20 protein-coding genes are annotated in these 18,825 nt (G+C 68.9%); 9 read left to right on the top strand and 11 right to left on the bottom strand.

Features of this window, described 5'->3' with window-relative positions:
- The first annotated feature begins 86 nt into the window (after nucleotides 1-86).
- The 3 genes from AC07OY_RS15125 to AC07OY_RS15115 all read left to right on the top strand — a co-directional run bounded on the left by AC07OY_RS15125 (nucleotide 87) and on the right by AC07OY_RS15115 (nucleotide 4,212).
- On the top strand, nucleotides 87-2,195 hold the full coding sequence (locus tag AC07OY_RS15125; RefSeq protein WP_495043420.1) for a putative bifunctional diguanylate cyclase/phosphodiesterase: 2,109 nt from the start codon (nucleotides 87-89) through the stop codon (nucleotides 2,193-2,195).
- Between the two features lie 67 nt (nucleotides 2,196-2,262).
- The gene (locus AC07OY_RS15120; RefSeq protein WP_199701996.1) at nucleotides 2,263-2,427 is read left to right on the top strand and encodes a hypothetical protein; all 165 of its coding nucleotides are present in this window, start codon (nucleotides 2,263-2,265) and stop codon (nucleotides 2,425-2,427) included.
- Nucleotides 2,428-2,511: 84 nt separating this feature from the next.
- Entirely contained in the window at nucleotides 2,512-4,212 is a 1,701-nt protein-coding gene (locus AC07OY_RS15115; protein WP_495043419.1) for an NAD(P)/FAD-dependent oxidoreductase, read from the top strand.
- Here AC07OY_RS15115 and AC07OY_RS15110 read toward each other — a convergent pair.
- The 4 genes from AC07OY_RS15110 to AC07OY_RS15095 all read right to left on the bottom strand — a co-directional run bounded on the left by AC07OY_RS15110 (nucleotide 4,209) and on the right by AC07OY_RS15095 (nucleotide 5,654).
- Nucleotides 4,209-4,430: a DUF7661 family protein gene (locus AC07OY_RS15110; protein WP_495043418.1), complete on the bottom strand. Its 222-nt coding sequence runs from the start codon at nucleotides 4,428-4,430 to the stop codon at nucleotides 4,209-4,211. The two genes, AC07OY_RS15115 and AC07OY_RS15110, sit on opposite strands and share 4 nt — an antisense overlap.
- A gap of 5 nt (nucleotides 4,431-4,435) precedes the next feature.
- Nucleotides 4,436-5,092 carry a glutathione S-transferase family protein gene (locus AC07OY_RS15105; RefSeq protein WP_495043417.1) on the bottom strand — a complete coding sequence of 219 codons (657 nt, stop codon included), beginning with the start codon at nucleotides 5,090-5,092 and terminating at the stop codon, nucleotides 4,436-4,438.
- Entirely contained in the window at nucleotides 5,089-5,304 is a 216-nt protein-coding gene (locus AC07OY_RS15100) for a hypothetical protein (RefSeq protein ID WP_495043416.1), read from the bottom strand. The genes AC07OY_RS15105 and AC07OY_RS15100 overlap by 4 nt, the downstream gene beginning before the upstream one ends.
- Nucleotides 5,305-5,411: 107 nt before the next feature.
- Entirely contained in the window at nucleotides 5,412-5,654 is a 243-nt protein-coding gene (locus AC07OY_RS15095) for a hypothetical protein (RefSeq protein ID WP_495043415.1), read from the bottom strand.
- A gap of 28 nt (nucleotides 5,655-5,682) precedes the next feature.
- Between AC07OY_RS15095 and AC07OY_RS15090 the strand changes: the two genes are divergently transcribed.
- Nucleotides 5,683-5,964 carry a DUF427 domain-containing protein gene (locus tag AC07OY_RS15090; RefSeq protein ID WP_495043414.1) on the top strand — a complete coding sequence of 94 codons (282 nt, stop codon included), beginning with the start codon at nucleotides 5,683-5,685 and terminating at the stop codon, nucleotides 5,962-5,964.
- Between the two features lie 58 nt (nucleotides 5,965-6,022).
- Here the strand turns inward: AC07OY_RS15090 and mltA are convergent, their stop codons facing one another.
- From mltA to apaG, 3 genes are all read right to left on the bottom strand, one after another.
- Nucleotides 6,023-7,102 (bottom strand): murein transglycosylase A, encoded by a 1,080-nt coding sequence (gene mltA / locus AC07OY_RS15085; RefSeq protein WP_495043413.1) that lies wholly within the window; start codon nucleotides 7,100-7,102, stop codon nucleotides 6,023-6,025.
- A gap of 135 nt (nucleotides 7,103-7,237) precedes the next feature.
- Complete coding sequence (tlpB, locus tag AC07OY_RS15080; protein ID WP_495043412.1) at nucleotides 7,238-9,190, bottom strand: transporter-like protein TlpB; 1,953 nt, start codon at nucleotides 9,188-9,190, stop codon at nucleotides 7,238-7,240.
- Nucleotides 9,187-9,561 (bottom strand): Co2+/Mg2+ efflux facilitator ApaG/CorD, encoded by a 375-nt coding sequence (gene apaG, locus AC07OY_RS15075; RefSeq protein ID WP_495043411.1) that lies wholly within the window; start codon nucleotides 9,559-9,561, stop codon nucleotides 9,187-9,189. Before apaG ends, tlpB begins: the two co-directional genes overlap by 4 nt.
- 62 nt (nucleotides 9,562-9,623) lie before the next feature.
- Between apaG and AC07OY_RS15070 the strand changes: the two genes are divergently transcribed.
- Complete coding sequence (locus tag AC07OY_RS15070; RefSeq protein ID WP_495043410.1) at nucleotides 9,624-10,370, top strand: substrate-binding periplasmic protein; 747 nt, start codon at nucleotides 9,624-9,626, stop codon at nucleotides 10,368-10,370.
- Complete coding sequence (locus tag AC07OY_RS15065) at nucleotides 10,367-10,978, top strand: DNA-3-methyladenine glycosylase I (RefSeq protein WP_495043409.1); 612 nt, start codon at nucleotides 10,367-10,369, stop codon at nucleotides 10,976-10,978. Before AC07OY_RS15070 ends, AC07OY_RS15065 begins: the two co-directional genes overlap by 4 nt.
- A gap of 4 nt (nucleotides 10,979-10,982) precedes the next feature.
- Here AC07OY_RS15065 and AC07OY_RS15060 read toward each other — a convergent pair whose 3' ends face one another.
- The gene (locus AC07OY_RS15060; protein WP_495043408.1) at nucleotides 10,983-11,435 is read right to left on the bottom strand and encodes a fasciclin domain-containing protein; all 453 of its coding nucleotides are present in this window, start codon (nucleotides 11,433-11,435) and stop codon (nucleotides 10,983-10,985) included.
- 64 nt (nucleotides 11,436-11,499) lie between these two features.
- A complete protein-coding gene (locus AC07OY_RS15055) occupies nucleotides 11,500-12,429 on the bottom strand; it encodes a fasciclin domain-containing protein (RefSeq protein ID WP_495043407.1) in 930 nt (309 codons plus the stop codon).
- Nucleotides 12,430-12,705: 276 nt separating this feature from the next.
- Here AC07OY_RS15055 and AC07OY_RS15050 point away from each other — a divergent pair, with 276 nt between their 5' ends.
- From AC07OY_RS15050 to AC07OY_RS15040, 3 genes are read left to right on the top strand one after another with little or no spacing between them, the layout of a single operon-like run.
- On the top strand, nucleotides 12,706-13,305 hold the full coding sequence (locus AC07OY_RS15050) for a TetR/AcrR family transcriptional regulator (protein ID WP_495043406.1): 600 nt from the start codon (nucleotides 12,706-12,708) through the stop codon (nucleotides 13,303-13,305).
- A gap of 23 nt (nucleotides 13,306-13,328) precedes the next feature.
- On the top strand, nucleotides 13,329-14,021 hold the full coding sequence (gene rpe / locus AC07OY_RS15045) for a ribulose-phosphate 3-epimerase (protein WP_495043405.1): 693 nt from the start codon (nucleotides 13,329-13,331) through the stop codon (nucleotides 14,019-14,021).
- Between the two features lie 5 nt (nucleotides 14,022-14,026).
- Nucleotides 14,027-14,500 (top strand): low molecular weight protein-tyrosine-phosphatase, encoded by a 474-nt coding sequence (locus AC07OY_RS15040; protein ID WP_495043404.1) that lies wholly within the window; start codon nucleotides 14,027-14,029, stop codon nucleotides 14,498-14,500.
- Here the strand turns inward: AC07OY_RS15040 and AC07OY_RS15035 are convergent, their stop codons facing one another.
- Together AC07OY_RS15035 and AC07OY_RS15030 are read right to left on the bottom strand one after the other, a co-directional pair.
- The gene (locus AC07OY_RS15035) at nucleotides 14,501-17,599 is read right to left on the bottom strand and encodes an efflux RND transporter permease subunit (RefSeq protein WP_495043403.1); all 3,099 of its coding nucleotides are present in this window, start codon (nucleotides 17,597-17,599) and stop codon (nucleotides 14,501-14,503) included.
- Nucleotides 17,596-18,783 (bottom strand): efflux RND transporter periplasmic adaptor subunit, encoded by a 1,188-nt coding sequence (locus tag AC07OY_RS15030; RefSeq protein ID WP_495043402.1) that lies wholly within the window; start codon nucleotides 18,781-18,783, stop codon nucleotides 17,596-17,598. Before AC07OY_RS15030 ends, AC07OY_RS15035 begins: the two co-directional genes overlap by 4 nt.
- Nucleotides 18,784-18,825: the final 42 nt, after the last annotated feature.

Below are 18,825 nucleotides of genomic sequence, written 5' to 3'. Positions count from 1 at the left end.
CCTGACGAACGCGCTGGCCACTGCAATGGCCAAGCAAGCGCGCAGCGCGAAGGATGCCAAGTGACGCACGAGGTGCCAACCCTGCCATGAGCAGCCTCAACAGGCCCATCAGCCGGCTGTCGCGGCGGCTGCGCATCCGTACCCGCCTGGGCGTGGCCTTCGGCCTGCTGCTGCTGCTGTTGATGGGGCTGGCGGCCCTGTCCGTGCACCGTTTGAACGGGCTGTCGGACGCGCTGAACCGCATCGTCGACGACCAGGCCGTCATCCGCGACTCGGTCAACGAGATCAACCGCAACGCCGAGGCCGTGGCGCGCAAGCTGCTCGTGCTGATGAGCCCCGACGCCGAGCTGCGCGTGGCGGCCTATCCGGAGATCAACTCCTCCAACAGCCGGCTGGACGACGCCATGCAGCGCCTGGCCATGGTGCTGCCCTCGGGGCCGCGCACGGAGCGCCTGGCCGAGGTGCGCCAGCGCCTGGCCGACTATCGGGCCAGCTATGTCGACGTGCGCAGCCTCATCGAGCGCGACGACTTCCAGGCCGCGCGGGCCCTGCTGGGCAGCGACACCGAATCGGCCCTGTCCCTCTTCGTCAGCGCCATCCACCAGCTGGCCGCCAGCGAGGAGCGCGCCGGCACCGCCCAGGCCCGCGAGCTGCGCGACCAGATCGACGCCGACCGCACCGGCGTGCTGGGCCTGTGCATCGGCGCCCTCATCGCCGGCGCCCTGCTGGCCGTCGGCGTCACGCGCTCCATCATCAACCCGCTCAAGCGCGCCGAGGACGGCGCCGAGCTGATCGCCCAGGGCCAGTACAGCCACCGCATCGAGGTCGACTCCGCCGACGAGGTCGGCCACATGGCCAGCGCGATGAACACCATGGCCGAGGCCGTCGGCCAGCGCGAGGCCGAGCTGCGCCGCCTGGCCGACGTCGACCTGCTGACCGGCCTGCCCCAGCGCGCCCGCTTCATCGCCGACGGCGACCGCCTGCTGGCCAACTTGCCCGAAGGCGAGCGCCAGGCGGTGCTGATCTGCATCGACGTCGACCGCCTCAAGGCCGTCAACAGCGTGCTGGGCTTCGACGCCGGCGACGCCCTGCTGAAGGGCGCCGCCGCCAAGCTGGAAGGCCTGTTCGAGGGCGTGGCCGCCTATGGCCGCCTGGCTGGCGGCACCTTCGCCGCCCTCGCCCCCGTGGCCAGGCTGGACCATGGCACCGCCCTGGCCTCCCAGCTGCGCGAGGAGGTCGAGCACAAGCTGAGCTGGCAGGGCCAGTCCCTGGACCTGTCGGTGTCCCTGGGCGTGGCCCACTGGCCCGAGCACGCGGCCGACACCGAGGCCCTGCTGCGCCGCGCCGAGCAGGCCATGTTCGAGGCCAAGCGCCTGCGCCAGGACGTCGCCGTCTTCAACCCCAGCGCCGAGGCCGCCCGCGCCCTGCACCTGAGCCTGCTGTCCGACCTGGCCACCGCCATCCAGCAGGACCAGCTGCGCCAGTTCCTGCAGCCCAAGCGCTGCCTGAAGACCGGCCGCATCACCGGCGCCGAGGCCCTGGTGCGCTGGCAGCATCCGCAGCGCGGCTGGCTGCCGCCGGGCGATTTCGTGCCCTTTGCCGAGCGCAGCGGCCGCATCCGCCAGATCACCGACTGGATGCTGGCCCGGGCCGTGAAGACGCTGGCCGCCTGGGAGGCCGAGGGCCGCAAGCCCATGAGCATCGCCGTCAACATCTCGACACTGGACATCCAGGACCAGACCCTGCCGGCCCGCCTGGCCGCCCTGCTGGCCGAGTACAGCGTCGACCCGGGCCAGCTGCAGCTGGAAGTCACCGAGACCGGCCTGATGTCCAGCGGCACCGACCCCATCGCCGTGCTGAACGCGCTGAAGGCCTGGGGCGTCAGCCTGGCCATCGACGACTTCGGCACCGGCCAGTCGTCCCTGGCCTATCTGCAGCACCTGCCGGTGGATGAGCTCAAGATCGACCGCAGCTTCGTGCAGGACGTGGACGGCGATCCGCGCCGCCAGGCCCTGCTGAAATCCATCGTCAGCGTCGGCCAGGGCCTGGGCCTGACCGTCACGGCCGAGGGCGTCGAGAACGCTGCCGAGCTGGCCTGCATCACCACCTGCGGCTGTGACCTGATCCAGGGCTATCTGCTGGCCAAACCCATGGATCTGCCGGACTTTGAAGCCTGGTTGGCCCGTACAGGCTAAAATCTGCGCTTTTCGTCGCTGTATTGGCGATTCGCCCCTGCTGTGGGCTTGTTTCACTGGAGCCATCATGGGCAACAAGATCGTTACCGAAGCGGACCGCAAGGCCACTCCCCGTCCCGCCGCCCCCAAGGGCGTCACCTTCACCGCCGGCAAGGGCCAGCTGAGCAGCCTGGAGCGCGGTTCGCACACCCGTTCCAAGAAGAACCCGGGCAAGCGCCCCCATTCGGGTTGATCATCGGGCCAAGCGCCTGAAGGTCCCCCTCTCACAGGCCCCTCGGGGCCTGTTTGCTTTTGTCGGCTAGATATCGACCAAATCATGATCCGCATCAACGAACTCCGCCTGCCGCTCAACCACGCCGAGGAGGCGCTGCGCCCCGCCGCGCTGGCCCGGTTGAAGCTGGCCGACGCCGACCTGGCAGGCCTGCACATCGCCCGCCGCGGCTATGACGCCCGCAAGCGCAGCGACATCCAGCTGGTCTACACGCTGGACTGCACCTTGGCCGAGGGTGTGGATGAAGCCGCCGTGCTGGCGCGCTTTGCCGGCGACCACCAGATTCGCGCCACGCCCGACACCGGCTATCACTTCCTGGCCCAGGTCGGGGAGCACACCGGCCCGCGGCCCGTCGTCGTCGGCTTCGGCCCCTGCGGCCTGTTCGCCGCGCTGATCCTGGCCCAGATGGGCCTGCGCCCCATCGTGCTGGAACGCGGCAAGGCCGTGCGCGAGCGCACCCAGGACACCTGGGGCCTGTGGCGCGAGCAGAAGCTGCATCCCGAAAGCAATGTGCAGTTCGGCGAAGGCGGCGCCGGCACCTTCTCGGATGGCAAGCTCTACAGCCAGATCTCCGACCCGCGCCATCTGACGCGCAAGGTGTTGACCGAGTTCGTCAAGGCCGGCGCGCCCGAGGAGATTCTCTTCGTCAGCAAGCCCCATATCGGCACCTTCCGCCTGGTCAGCATGATCATCAAGATGCGGGCCGACATCGAAGCCCTGGGCGGCGAGATCCGCTTCCAGCAGAAGATGACCGACCTGCTCATCGAGGACGGCGCCGTGCGCGGCGTGCAGCTGGAATCGGGTGAGCAAATCAGCACGACCCATGTCGTCATTGCGCTGGGCCACAGCGCCCGCGACACCTTCCAGATGCTGCATGCCCGCGGCGTGCAGATGGAGGCCAAGCCCTTCTCCATCGGCTACCGCATCGAGCATCCGCAAAGCCTGATCGACGCGGCCCGCTTCGGCGCTGCCGCCGGCAACGAGATCCTCGGCGCGGCCGACTACAAGCTTGTCCACCACGCCAAGAACGGCCGCTCCGTCTACAGCTTCTGCATGTGCCCCGGTGGCACGGTGGTGGCCGCCACCAGCGAACCGGACCGCGTCGTCACCAACGGCATGAGCCAGTATTCGCGCAACGAGCGCAACGCCAACGCCGGCATCGTCGTCGGCCTGACGCCCGAGGACTACCGCCAGGACGGCAAGCGCGACGGCAGCCCGGTGAACCCGCTGGACGGCATGGCCTTCCAGCGCATCTGGGAAAGCCGCGCCTACGAACTGGGCGGCGGCGGCTATCTGGCGCCGGGCTCCCTGGTGGGCGACTTCGTCAAGCGCCAGGTCAGCAAGGCCATCGGCGATGTGGCACCCAGCTACAAGCCGGGCGTCACGCTGACCAATCTGCAGGAAAAGGGACGCGGCTCGCTGCCGCCCTATGCGCTGGAAGCCATCCGCGAGGCCCTGCCCGCCTTCGCCCGCCAGATCCGCGGCTTCGACCGGCCGGACGCGGTGCTGACGGGCGTGGAGACGCGAACCTCATCCCCGCTGCGCATCAACCGCGGGCGGGACTACCAGAGCCTCAATGTGCGCGGGCTGTTCCCGGCCGGCGAGGGCGCCGGCTATGCGGGCGGGATCATGAGCGCCGGTGTCGACGGCATCGAAGTGGCCGAGGCGCTGGCGGCGGATCTGCTGGGCATGCCGGATGCGCCGGTGCTGCAGGGCAAGGGGGCGAAGGCGGGTGGGCAGGTTTAGCGCTGCACGCGCGAGATGCCGCCTTTCTTGTAGGCGGCCTGCTCGTGGAAGAGGTCGAACAGGAACTGCTCCAGTTCCTCGTCCATCACGAACTCCGGGATGACGAAGCCCGCGGGCGCCCGCTTGCCGTCATTGCCGACGTACAGCACCGACCACTGCTCGCCGCGCCGCTCGATGTCGAAGAGGCGGCCGAAGATGTTGAAGCGTTGGGTTGCCATCGCCTTCAATCCTCCGGAAAGCGTTCTCGCCACAAGGCCGTCAGCCGCGGCTCCTCGTCAACGCGCCGGATCACCTCCGCCATCCCCGGCGCCGCCCCATAGAAGCGCTCCCGCCAAGGCCCGAAGCGTGAGATGGTGGCGACATACAGATCCAGTACCGTCAGCTGATCGCCCAACAGCCAGCGCCCCGGCGTCAGTTGGGCATCCATGTGGGACCAGCAGAAGGCGATGCGCTCATGCACTGCATCGACAACGGCATCGCGCGCACTCTCGGGTGCGCCAATGCGCTTCACATCCGGCTTGATCCAGTGCAAGGAATAGATGGCCGAGGACACATAGGTCATCCAGCGCAGGAACTGCCGCCGCAGCGGGTCGTCAGCGGCCGGCGCCAGCCGCGCCTCGGGATGCAGATCGGCCAGATAGATGAGGATGGCCGCGCTCTCGGTCATGACCTCGCCCCCCTCCAGCACCAGCGTCGGGATCTGACGCATGGCGTTGGCCGGCGCGACGCGTTCGCGGGCCGACGCCTCGGCCCAGGTGGCGCCTTCGATCAGTTGATAGGGCAGGCCCAGCAGCGTCAGCGTGGCTTCGACAGCCACGGAGCCCGAGGCGGCAGCGCCGTAAAGCAACAGCGGCGACATGGGGTTGGGGGCAGTGCTCATCGAGCGACCATATCCGCTGCGATCGCCAGCGCCAGCCAGCTCGCCGCCGCGGCCAGCGTCACCGCGCCTCGCGCGCCGTTGCTCAAGGGCATGGCAGCCTGCTCCGACTCGTGTCGCTGTGGACCGCCTGACGAATCACCCCGCAGCAAGGGCAGGGCCAGCAAGGCAATGGCCAGGGAAACCAGGGTCGCGGTATCGACCCAGTCCTTCATCGCGCCTGCATGGCGAAACCAGCCCACCCCTGCCGTGGCACCCGCGACGACAGCCAGCACGAGCAGATACCAGCTGACGACTCTTCTCCACGCCATCGCTCCCTCCTTCACTCGGGTGCGGCCATCATCTCGATCAACTCCTTCGCAAACGCCAGCGCATCCTCCGGCAGCTCGAAGTGCATCTCGTTGTTGAGCTCAATGACCTCGCCGCCAGGCCCCTTGTGGACGACCGACCAGCCACCGGCGCCGCCATCGATGGCGAGGACGCCGAACTGACCCGGCTCGAGGTCGCGGGCGCTGCCGCCCGTGAGGACGATGTCGCGGCCGAGGTGAGAGTGGTAGCGTCGCATCCCTTCATTCTCCCCGGAGCCCCTTGCGATGAAAGCAGTCTGGAACGGCATCACCCTCGCTGAGAGCGACGACACGGTGGTCGTCGAAGGCAATCACTATTTCCCGGCCGAGTCGCTGAACAAGCAATACACGAGCTTCAGCAACCATGTGTCGCGCTGCGCCTGGAAGGGCGAGGCCAAATACCTGAGCCTGCTGGTCAATGGCGAGATGAATCCGGATGCGGTCTGGTACTACCCGGACCCGCTGCCTGCCGCCGAGAACATCAAGGGCCGCTACGCCTTCTGGAAGGGCGTCAAGGTTTCGGAGTAGCGAGCTGGAGCCCCGGGTCGAGGCGAGGACTCGACCGCCCCCGAGGGGGTTCGAGGGGCTACGGAACGGCCGGGCGTCCCTCGACGGGCCACAGCGCCCACAGCCGCAGGGCCTGCCTGGTGCGGCCCGCCTGCAGCGCGGCCTCGTCGCCCCAGCCCCAGAAGAAGTCCGCCCGCACGGCGCCCTGGATGGCGCTGCCGGTGTCCTGGGCCAGCACGAGGCGGCGCAGCGGCGTGGGGGACAGGGGCTCGGTGCTGTCCAGCCACAGCGGCGTACCGAGCGCGATGAAGGCCCGGTCGATGGCGACGGAGCGGCCCGGCGTCAGCGGCACGCCCTGGGCGCCGCGCGGGCCCTGGTTGGCGTCGGGCAGGGCCTCCTCGCGGAAGTAGACGACGCGCGGGTTGACCGCCAGGGCCTCGCGCACCTTGGCCGGGTTGCGGCGCGCCCAGTCGCTCAGCGTGCGCGGCGTCGCATCGCTCACCTCGCCGCGGTCCAGCAGGGCGCGCGCGACGGACTGGAAAGGCTGGTCGTTGTGGCCGGCCCAGGCGACGCGGCTGGTGCGCTCCGCGCCCGACGCATCACGCACGACGAGGCGGCCCGAACCCTGGATCTGCAGCTGCAGCAGGGCGAAGGGGTCCTCCACATAGGCCAGCTCCAGCGCCGTGAAGCGCGGATTGGCCTCGATGTCGCGGCGCGGCGTGCGGCGCAGAGCCGGGTCGCTGGGCAGGGCGTGCAGCGGCCATTGAAAGACGCCCTGGCGCGTGCGGCTGGCGGCCAGCTGGGGTTCGAAATAGCCGGTCAGCAGGCCGGTGGTCTCGCCGCCGTCGGCGGCCAGCCGCCAGGGACGCAGATGCTTCATCAGGAAGAGCGTGGCTTCGAGCGCGTCCGTCGGCGCCTGCAGCGCGGCACGGGCGCAGAACTCGGCCCAGCCCGGCGCCGGGCGCTGGCAACCGGCCAGCAGGGCAGGCCAGGCGGCGACGAGGTTGTCGCTGCCCCAGCCGGGCAGGTCCTTCCAGTCGACGGCGACCCAGCGCTGCGCGGGCCGGGGTGACGGTGTCGGCGCAGGGGTCGGCACGGGCTCGACCGGCGGCTGAAGCGGCGGTGGCGAGGAGCAGGCGGCCAGGCTTCCTAGAATCACGGCCAGCAACCCACGCGCCCATCCTCCTCCCATGCTGCTCCTCGCCCTCGAAGCCCTCGGCGCGCTCGCGATCTTTGTCTTCATCATCTGGTGGACCATGTTCGCCGGTCGCAAAAAGGGCGAGCGCAAGGAGGACTAGCGCGGGGGAATCAGGAAGCTCAGGGGCGCACGACGCAGCCGCGCGCGGATGGCGGCGTAGACGCGCTTGCGGTCGGCCAGGCGCACGCCGCGCGAACGCATGGCGACCTTGAAGGCGCAGAAGAAGCTGACGCCGACATTGAGCATGCCGATGCCGGCGATGCACAGCACGCAGGACCAGAAGGCCCAGGTGGCCATGACACCGACGCCCAGCGCCCCCACGGCGGCCGCGAGCTGGCCGGTGGACAGGGTCACATGGCGCACCTCGATGCCGAGGCCGAAGAAGCCGAACAGGGCCGGCACGAGGCCCAGCATCAGGCCCAGGCTGGTGTTGGCCGTCAGGCCCGAGATATTGGCCCGCCACCAGCGCGACCAGCGCTGGGCGCGAGCGGGCCCGAGCGTCGCGACGATGCGCGGGTTCCAGGCGATGGCGCTGTCCAGGCGATGGAAGACGAACCAGTTCTCGACCCAGCCGGCGATCAGGCTGGACGCGAACAGCAGCGTGCCGGTGAAGGCCGCGAACAGCAGCGAGGGGCCCAGCAGGCTCAGCGAGTGCAGCACGTACTCGGCGTCGCGCAGGCCTACCAGCGGCGCGCCGAAGGCCAGCCAGCACAGGCCCTGCACGGCCAGCACCAGGGGCGCGGCCAGGGCCAGGTTGCCGATGATGCCGGCGACCTGGGAGCGCACGAGGTGAGTCACCTCGTCGACAAAGCCTTCCAGGCCTTCGTCGCGGTCAATGTGCTGCAGCTTGTCGGCCATGGCCGGCGCCGTCATGGCGGGCTGCTTGGTGGCCACCGTCCAGTGCAGCAGATGGATGAGGACGAAGCTGACAGCGTAGTTCACGCCGGCCCAGAAGCCGCCCCAGAAGGCCGTGAAGCCGAGCAGGGCGATGAGGAACTTCAGCAGCGTGGTGCCGGCGATCACGGCGCCGCCGCCGGCCGCGCGCTTCAGCATGTCGCGGTACTCCTCGCGGCTGCGGGTGATGTAGTGCTCGCCCGTCTCGGCGCTGCGCTCGGCCACCTTGCGGGCCAGCAGCGAGTAGTGGCGGGCGAACAGCGTGCGCAGGCTGCGCCGCTCGTGCACCACCCGCACCAGGCCGGCCACCAGGCGCAGCAGTTCGCGCTGCGGCTCGTGGGACACCAGGCAGGCCAGCAGGGCCTCGATGCGGTCCAGGCGCGCGGTCAGCTGCTCGACCGAGAACATCAGGTCCACCGACACGCCATGCGCCTCGAGATGCTCGGGCACGGTCAGCGCGGCGGCCCGGCAGCGGTCCAGCAGGGCATGCAGATACTGCAGCGCCGGCGCCAGCGCGGCATCCTCGCCTTGCTGCAGCGCGCGCTCCACGGCCTCCCAGGCGGCGGGCAGCTGGTGGAAGGGCCGGTCCTGCAGCAGCAGCTCATCCATGCGCACCCGCAGCGGCCCGGACAGGCCGGCCGCATGCACGCTGCTGACCAGCACGGTGATGGCGGCATGCATCTCCACGCGCCAGCCGCCGTCCGGCGCCGCGACGAAGAGCAGGCTCAAACGGCCCAGCAGCTCGTCGTCGATGGCGGCGATCCAGTCCTCGTCGGCCTCGTCGCCGAACAGCAGCTCGAACAGCGCCGCCAGGTCGCGCGTGTCGGCCGTGGCCGGCAGCACGCGCCGGCGCAGCCGCGCCAGGAACTCGTGCCACAGCGCCATGCGCGGCGCGAAGCCCACCTCGGCGAACAGGCTGACGGCATCGACGTCGCTCCAGACGCCGGCGATGACGCCCGCGAACTTGTAGGCGTGCTCGGGGTGGCGCTCCAGCACATTGAGCAGGTGCTTGAGCCGCACGATGGGCCGGGGCGTCCCCTCCTCGCGCGGCGCGTGGCGCAGCCATTCCAGCAGGCGCACCAGCCACAGATTGCGCTCGGCGAGGGCGGCCTGCGGGTCGGCCGCGTTCAGCAGGGCGGTGAGATCCCAGGTCAATGCAGACTGGCGCTGTCTGCCAAGAGGAACTCGGCGACCTCGGTATGGAAGACCTCGCAGGCCTCGGTCACGCACAGGAAGCGGCCCTGCATCGTGCCCTGGGGCGTGCCGATCTGGGCCCAGGAGCTGTACTGGAAGCTCTGGCCCGGCGCCAGCACCGGCTGGTGGCCGACGACGGCCAGGCCGTCGACGATCTGCACCTGGCCGCGCGCGTCGGTGATCTCCCAGTGCCGGCCGATGAGCTGGGACAGCACATCGCCGGTGTTCTCGATGGTGATGGTGTAGCTGAAGGCGTAGAGGCCTTGCTCGAGGTGGGTTTGCTCGGGCAGGGCCTGCACGGCCACGCTGCAACTGAAACGGGGGTTCGCCATCAGCTTATTTTCGGTGTCGAACGCTATGCTCGCCGCATGTTCTTCGGGATGCGTGATCCTAAGTGCTGCGCTGGCTCTGTCTGCTGAGTGCCTTTCTGAGCCTGGCAGCGCCGGCCCAGGAGCTGACGCTGCGCACCGTCCAGCAGGCCAACTCGACGGTCAAGTACGACCCTGAGGGCGCTCCGCTCAAGCCCGGGCTCTGCCTGGAGGTGCTGCGCGCCGTCGAGAAGCTGGACCCGGGCCTGCACTTCACCGGTCTGGATCAGGCCGTGCCGCTCAAGCGCGTCGAGCGCCTGCTGGCCGAAGGCCTGGTCGATGCCTTCTTCTGCCTGCTGAAGTCGCCCGAGCGCGAAAAGCAATGGCGCTATGCGGCAGTGCCGCTGTACACCATCCGCCATGTCGTCGTGCAGCGCGCCGACGATTCGCGCAACCCCGACACCCTGGCCGAGCTGGCCGCCTGGAGCAAGCGCAAGCCGGTGCTGGTCATGCGCGGCACGGCCCTGGCGCGCCGGCTGCTGGCGGCCGACGTCAACATCTCCGAGGTGGGTTCGGAGCGCGAAGCCCTGCAGATGCTGACCATGGGCCGGGCCGATGCCATCTACGGCCAGGACATCAATCTGCAGCGCCATGTCACCGAGATCCGGCAGGGCGACAAGTTCAAGTTCGGCCGCACCGTCTTCCAGGAGGAGCCGCAGTTCCTCGCGCTGCGTGCCGACCTGCCGGCAGCCCATGAAGAGCGCTTGACCCAGGCCCTGCGCAAGCTGGAGAAAGACGGCACGCTGCGCCAGCTCGCAGACAAATACCGATGAAGCCCTTGTACTTGCCCCCTGACGGCCGCCCCCGCTGCGCCTGGTGCGCCGCCGCCCCCGGCGACGAGCAATACCTGCGCTATCACGACGAGGAATGGGGCCGACCGGTGGGCGACGACTTCCGCCTGTTCGAGAAGCTCTGCCTGGAAGGCTTCCAGAGCGGCCTGTCGTGGCGGACCATCCTGAACAAGCGCGAGGCCTTCCGCGCCGCCTTTGCGGGCTTCGACTACCACCAGGTCGCGAAGTTCGGCGAGAAGGATGTGAACCGCCTGCTGGCGGACGCCGGCATCGTGCGCCACCGCGGCAAGATCGAGGCGGCCATCCACAACGCCGCGCGCTGCGTGGAGCTGGTCGCTTCCGAGGGCTCGCTGGCCGCCTATCTGTGGCGCTTCGAGCCGCCCAGGAACTCGGTGGCCCACAACCTCGCCACGTCGCCGGCCTCCGAGGCCCTGTCCAAGGACCTGAAGAAGCGCGGCTGGAAGTTCGTCGGGCCCACCACCATGCACGCGCTGATCCAGGCCATGGGCCTGATCAACGACCACCAGCCCGGCTGCCACCACTGGAAAGAGGCGCAGAAGGCCAGGGAGGCCTTCCAGCGCCCGGGCTAGGCTTTCACTTCGGCATCACGACGCTGTCGATGACATGGATGACGCCGTTGTCGGCGGCGATGTCCGTCGCCGTGACCTTGGCGTTGTCCACCGTGACGCCGCCGCTGGTGCCGACCGTCAGCTCGCTGCCCTGCACGGTCTTGACCTTGCCGGCCTTGACGTCCTTGGCCATCACCTTGCCGGGCACGACGTGGTAGGTCAGGACGGCGGTGAGCTTGGCCTTGTCCTTCAGCAGCGCGTCCAGGTCGGCCTTTGGGATCTTGGCAAACGCCGCATCCGTGGGCGCGAACACGGTGAACGGGCCCGGCCCCTTGAGGGTGTCGACCAGGCCCGCAGCCTGCAGCGCCGTGCCCAGCGTCTTGAAATTGCCGGCCGCGACGGCGGTGTCGACGATGTCCTTGGCCTGGGCGGCTGCGGCGAGCAGGGACAGGGCGCAGATGGTGAGATAACGCTTCATGGAAAACTCCTGGGGATGTGCCGGGGGGCGGTGTTGACCGGGCCCGACGGGCCCGGCGGGAAAATCAGGGCCGGGGCAGGATGACCGTGTCGATGACGTGGATGACGCCGTTGCGGGCCAGCACGTCGGTGGCGGTGATGGATGCCTTGCGGCCACGCTGGTCGGTGATGGCCAGGCTCGCGTCCACCGTGAAGGTCTGCCCTTGCACCGTGGTGATGGCGGCGCCAACCGGCACCTCGGCCTTCAGCACGCGGGCAGGCAGCACGTGGTAGGTCAGCACCTGGGTCAGCAGCGGCTTGTTGGCGAGCAGCTGCTCCTTGGTGACGCCCAGTTCGACCAGCAGCTTGGCGAAGGCGGCATTGGTTGGCGCGAAGACGGTGAAAGGCCCGGCGCCGTTGAGCGTGTCCACCAGTCCCGCGGCCACGACGGCTTCCACCAGGATGCTGAAGTCGGGCACCGCCTGCGCGGTGGCGACGACGGTCTTGTCAGCCGGAAGCAGCACCCGGTCGATGGCGTGGATGACGCCGTTGCGGGTGTGAATGTCAGCGGCGGTGATCCTGGCGGTGCGGTTGCGGCCGTCGGTGATGACGAGGTCGCTGCCAACTGCATCGATCTTGAAGATGCCGCCCTGCAACGGCGCGATCGGCTTGCCCAGCGGCACGGCGGCCTTCGCCACCTCGCTGGACAGCACGTGGTACTGCAGCACCTGGGTCAGCAGCGCCTTGTTGGCCAGCAGCTGAGCCTTGGTCACGCCCAGCTCTGCCAGCAATGCCGCGAACGCGTCGTTGGTGGGCGCAAAGACCGTGAACGGCCCTGGACCCGACAGCGTACCGGCCAGCTCCGCGGCCTGCACGGCCTCCACCAGCGTGCTGAAGCGGGCATCGGCCTGCGCGGTTTGCACGATGTCGGGTTCGGGGTCGCTACCGCCGCAGGCGCTCAGGCCGGTGAAAACCAGCGCCACTCCAAGACGCTTCAACCAGGTCGTGACAAGCATGGAAACCTCCTTGGAATCGAGGGGACGAACACAGCCACGGCGCCTTGCGGGCACCGGTGCGAAACGAAGGGGAGGACGCCGCGGCCTTCAGCCGCTCGGCCGCTGCGGCAACCCTGACGGGGGCTTCTTGCGCATCAGGCAATCGATCAAAACTGCACGGTGCAGAATGTGAACCAATCAGTTTCCAAAGTCAACCATGCAGTCCAATAGCGAAATGCTTAGTTCTGTAAGCGACTCGAAAGTCTGAAACTGGACCGGTCAGCCTAGAATGACGCCATGGTCAGACCCAGCTTCAAGCAACAAGTGCTGCAGGCCCGCGAGGAAGCCATCGTGGCGTCGGTGAACCGCCTGCTGGCCGAGAAGGGCTTCGAGGCCATGACGGTCGACCAGGTCGTCGCCGACGTCGGCATCGGCAAAGCCAGCCTCTACAAGCACTTCACCTCCAAGGAGGAGCTGGCCGCCGCAGCCATGGTGCGGGTGCTGGACCGAGCGCTGGAGGAAGTGGCGCGGCTGCGTGGCTCTGACCTCGACGACATCGGCCGCCTCAAGGCACTGGCGCGCTGGGCTTATGGGCAGCAGATCGCAGGCCAGATGCCGGCGCTGCCGTCGCAGAGTTCGTCGTTGCGCACGGCCCTGATGGCCGACAAGGCCTACATGGACCGGCTGATCCATCTGTCCGACGAACTGGGAGCCTGGATCATGCAGGCCCAGGCAGACGGCCGGCTGGACCGGGCGTTGCCGCCCGAGCTGGTGCTGTACCTTCTCTACGCCCGAGCCTGCGACCCCGTGCTGGGCGTGATGCGGGCCAGCGGCCACAGCGACGAACAGGTCGTGGGCTGGCTCGTGGACCACTGCTTCCGCGGGCTCGGCGCCTAGGGCCCATTCCCTAGAATGCGGGCATGCCCGCCGCACGCCAACACTTCATCGCCCCCAGCATCCTGTCCGCCGACTTCGCCCGCCTGGGTGACGAGGTGAAGAACGTGCTGGCCGCCGGCGCCGACTGGATCCATTTCGACGTGATGGACAACCATTACGTGCCCAACCTGACCTTCGGGCCCATGATCTGCGAGGCGCTGCGCAAGCACGCGGTCAAGCCCGACGGCACGCCGGCCATCCTCGACGTGCACCTGATGGTGCAACCCGTCGACAGCCTCGCCCTGGCCTTCTGCCGCGCCGGCGCCGACATGGTGACCTTCCACCCCGATGCCAGCACGCATGTGGACCGCACGCTGCAGCTCATCAAGGGCGAAGGCAAGCAGGCCGGCCTGGTGTTCAACCCGGCCACGCCGCTGGACGTGCTGGAATGGGTCATCGACAAGGTCGACCTCGTCATGCTGATGAGCGTCAACCCGGGCTTCGGCGGCCAGAGCTTCATCCCGTCGTCGCTGCAGAAGCTGAAGAGGGTGCGCGAGATCATCACCAAGAGCGGCCGCGACATCCGCCTGGAGATCGATGGCGGCGTCAAGATCGACAACATCTGCGAGATCGCCGACGCGGGCGCCGACACCTTCGTGGCCGGCTCGGCCATCTTCGGCAAGCCCGACTACAAGGCCGTCATCGACGCGATGCGCGCCGAGCTCGCGAAGGTCTGAACGCCATGGCCGCCGTCCTCCTCATCTGCACCGCCAACATCTGCCGCTCGCCGATGGCCGAAGCCATCTTCAAGGCCAGGCTGGCGGATGTGTTCAAGACCATCGAATCGGCCGGCGTGCATGCCGACCCGCGCGGCGGGCCGGTCGACGCTCGTGCCGCCGCCGCGCTGGAGAGGCACAAGTACGGCCTGGAGCGCAAATGGCGCTCGCGCCGCGTCGATCCCGAAGCCTTGGGCAAATACGACCTGGTGCTGGCCATGGAGTCCGAGCATGTGGACGCCCTGCGCAAGAAGGCCGCGCCCGAGCACCATGCCCGCATCCTGCTGCTCACCGACTTCGTGCCCGAGATGGCCGGCGAGGACATCCCGGACCCCTATTTCGGCCCGGTCGCCGGCTTCGATGCCGTCATCGGCATGATCGAGCGTGCGGCCCAGCGGCTGCTCACCGAGAGCCGCGAAGGCCGATTGAAGTTCAGCTGATCAGGCCTTGGTCGCGAACTCGGCAACTTCCCGAACATCCGGACCGCTGCCGCTGAAACGGTCCAGCGCCAGGTAGATCACCGGCGTGATGTAGAGCGTCACCGCCTGCGACAGGATCAGGCCGCCGACCACGGCCAGGCCCAGGGGCTGGCGCAATTCGGCGCCGGCACCCAGGCCCAGGGCGATGGGCAAGGCGCCCATCAGCGCGGCCAGCGTCGTCATCATGATGGGACGAAAGCGCAGGATGCAGGCCTGGCGGATGGCCTCGCCAGGGGCCAGCCCCTGGCTGCGCTGCACGTCCAGCGCGAAGTCGATCATCATGATGGCGTTCTTCTTCACGATGCCGATCAGCATGACGATGCCGATGGTCGCGATGATGGTCAGCTCCATGCCGAAGAGCTGCAGCGTGATCAGCGCGCCCACCGCCGCCGACGGCAGGCCGGCCAGGATGGTCAGCGGGTGGATATAGCTCTCGTAGAGCACGCCCAGCAGCACATAGATGACCGCCAGGGCCAGGCCGATGAGCAGCAGCTGGCCGCCCTGCGAGTCCTGGAACACCGCCGCATCGCCGCCGTAGCTGGTGATGACGCTGGGCGGCAGCTTGATCTCCTGCGTGAAGGCGGCGATCTGCTGCGTCGCATCGCCCAGCGGCACGCCTGGGCCCAGGTTGAAGCTGATCGTGACGGCCTGCAGTTGGCCCTGGTGATTGACCGCCGTCGGCCCCAGCGTGCGCTGCACGGTGGCGAAGGCCGTCAGCGGCACCTGGGCGCCGTTGTTGCCGCGCAGGTAGATCTTGTCGAAGGCGGCTTCGCTGCTGCGGTCGGCCTCGCCGGCCTCCATGATGACCTGGTAGGTGTTGCTCTCGGCATAGATGCTGCCGACCTGGCGCTCGCCAAAGGCGCCATAGAGGGCGTTGCGCAGCTCGCCCATGTCGACGCCCAGCAGGGAAGCACGCTCGCGGTCGATGACAAGGCTGGCCTGCAGGCCGCGCAGCTGGGAGTCGCTGGTGACGTCGCGGAAGCGCGTGTCGCCGCGCAGCTTCTCCTGCAGCTTGACGGCCCAGCTGTTGAGCTCGCCGGCCGACACCGACTGCAGGGTGTACTGGTAGCGGCTCTTGCTCTGGCGGCCGCCGAGCTGCAGGTTCTGCACCGGCCGCAGATAGACCTGGATGCCCGGCACGGTGCGCAGCTTCTTGCGCAGGCCTTCCAGCACCTGGGTCATGGGGGCGCGGTCGCCACGGGCCTTCAGGTTGATGAACATGCGGCCGTTGTTGACCGGCTGGCTGCTGCCGCCACCGCCCACGGCCGAGCTGACCGCCGCCACGTTGGGATCGTTGCGCACGATGGCGGCGACGCGCTCCTGCAGCACGGTCATCGCGGCGAAGGACGTGTCTTCGGCGGACTCGGTGCTGGCCTGGATCTGGCCGATGTCCTCCTCGGGGAAGAAGCCCTTGGGGATGGTCATGTAGAACCACACCGTCGCAACGAAACTCAGCAGGGCCACGCCCAGCACCCAGTTGCGGTGGCGCAGGGCCAGGTCCAGCGTGCGGGTGTAGGCGTTCAGCGTGGCCGTGAAGCCGCGCTCGAACAGCCGGCCCAGGGGGCCGTCCTCATGGTGGGCATGGGGCTTGAGCAGGCGGCTGCACAGCATGGGCACCAGGGTCAGCGAGACGACGGCCGACACCAGGATGGACAGGCCCACCACCACGGCGAACTCGTGGAAGAGCAGGCCGATGACGCCCGGCATGAAGAAGATGGGGATGAGCACCGCCACCAGCGATACCGAGATGGACAGGATGGTGAACGCCATCTCTCTCGCGCCGCGCACCGCCGCGTCGAAGGGCTTCATGCCGTCCTCGACGTGGCGGACGATGTTCTCCAGCATGACGATGGCGTCGTCCACCACCAGGCCGACGGCCAGCGTGATGCCCAGCAGCGAGATGTTGTCCAGGCTGTAGCCGAGCGCGAACAGGAGCGTGAGCGCGCCGATCAGCGAGATGGGCAGCGAGACCGTCGGGATCAGCGTCGCCACGGCGCGGCGCAGGAAGATGAAGATGACCAGCACCACCAGGCCGACCGTCAGCGCCAGCGTCAGGTAGACGTCGTGCAGCGACTCGCGGATCGACAGCGAACGGTCGTTCAGCGTGTTCATCTGCACCGACGCCGGCATCTGCGCCGCATAGCGCGGCAGCAGCGCCTTGACCCTGTCCACCACCTGCACCGTGTTGGCGTCGGGCTGGCGCTGGATGGCCAGCGTGATGGAGCGCTCGCCCTGGTAGCTCGCATAGGTCTTGCTGGTCTCGACGCTGTCCTGCACGTCGGCCACGTCGCGCAGGAAGACCGGCGCGCCATTGCGCGAGGCGACGACGATGCGGCCGAACTCGGCGGCGTTCTTCAGCTGCTTGTTGGCCTGGATGGTCAGAGTCTGGCGCGAGCCGTCCAGCGTGCCGACGGGCGTGTTGGCGTTGGCGCTGTTGACGGCCGCCTGCAACTCGCTCAGCGTGATGTTGCGCTGGTTGAGCAGGTCGTTCTTGACCTTGATGCGCACCGCATAGCGCTTCTGGCCAAAGATGGACACCTGGGCCACGCCGTCGACCGTGGACAGGCCCGGCGACAGCAGGTTCTCGGCGTAATCGTTCAGCTCCGTGAGGTCCATGGACGGCGACGTCAACGCCACCATCAGCACCGGCGCGTCGGCCGGGTTGACCTTGCGGTAGTTGGGCGGCGAGGTCATCTCCGCCGGCAGCGCACGCAGGGAGCGGAACAGCGCCGCCTGCACGTCGACGGCGGCGGCGTCGATGTTGCGCGAGGGGTCGAACTCCAGCGTCAGCGAGGTGTTGCCCAGCGTGTTGGTCGACGAAATCGTCAGCAGTCCGGCGATCGTCGAGAACTGCTTCTCCAACGGCAGGGCCACGGACGAGGCCATGGTCTCCGGCGACGCCCCCGGCAGCGATGCGCCCACATTGATGATGGGCGTGTTGTAGGACGGCAGGGCCGCCACCGGGATCTTGCTCCAGGCCGCCAGGCCGGCGATGACCAGGGACAGGTTCAGCAGCACGGTCATGACCGGCCGCCGGATGAAAAGCTCCGTCAGCCTCATTTGCTGGCACCCGGTGCGGGCGCCGAGGCCGCGCCGGCCGCTGGCGCCGCGATGCGCAGCGGTGTGCCGGGCCGCAGGTTCTGCTTGCCGTCCATGACGACCTGGGCCGCGGCCTCCAGGCCCTCGACGACGGCCTGCTCACCCATGGACTGGCGCATCTGGACCTGCACCAGCTGGGCGGTGTTGTCCGGTCCGACGACGTACACCGAGCGCTCGTTGCCGCGCATGATGATGGCGGCCTGGGGCACCACCGTCACGCCCTTCAGCGTGCGCAGCGTGACGCGCACGCGCAGGTACTGGCCCGGCCACAGGGCCTGGGTCTTGTTGTCGAACTCGGCCTTGACCTTGATGGTGCCGGTGTTGGCGTCGACGAGGTTGTCCACCGCCGACACGCGGCCCTTGATGGGCGCCGTGCCCTTGGGCGAGCCCGGCGGCGGCAGGGCCTCGACGTCGAGCTCGCCGGCGCGGGTCGCGGCCAGCAGCGCGGCCAGCTGGGTCTCGGGCACGCTGAAGGTGATGCCGATGGGATCGAGCTGGGCGATGTTGACCAGCGGCGCGGCCGTAGCGTTGGCCTGCACCAGGCTGCCCTGGAAGACGCTGACGATGCCAACCCGGCCGCTGATGGGCGCGCGCAGCTCGTTGTAGCCGGTGGTGACCTGGGCGGCCTGGATGGCGGCCTCGTCGCTGCGCATCACGGCCTGGCCGGCGTCGAAATTGGCCTGCGCCGTGTCGACGGCGTTCTGGGCGATGAAGTTCTGGCCTTTGAGCTCCTTGGCGCGGTTGAGCTGGCGCTCCAGGTCGCTGAGGCTGGCGCGGTCGCGGGCCAGCTGGGCCTTGGCCTTCTCCAGCGCCGCGCGGTCGGCGCGGTCGTCGAAGCGGAACAGCAATTCGCCCTTCTTGACGCTCTGCCCGTCCTTGACCAGCACCTGGGCGACCGTGCTGGTGGTCTGCGCCCGCAGGTCCACGCTCTGCAGGGCCGTCACGGTGCCGCTGGCTTCCACGGTGAGGGGCACGTCGGCCTGCTTCACGCGCATGACGCTGACGTTCTGCGGCGGCGGCGCGCTGGCCGCACCGGCCGGCGCCGAGGCGCTCGCGGCGCCACCGCCTTCGGCCTTGCGGCCGCAGCCGGCCAGGCCGGCCGCCAGGGCCAGGCTGCAGAGGATCAGGGGGAGAGTCGCGCGCATGGGGCTGCCAAAAGTAATGGGAATCGACGGCAAAAACGAGCC

This window comes from Roseateles sp. GW821-FHT09H10 (assembly GCF_059415865.1).
This window is presented reverse-complemented; position numbering and strand designations above follow the sequence as displayed.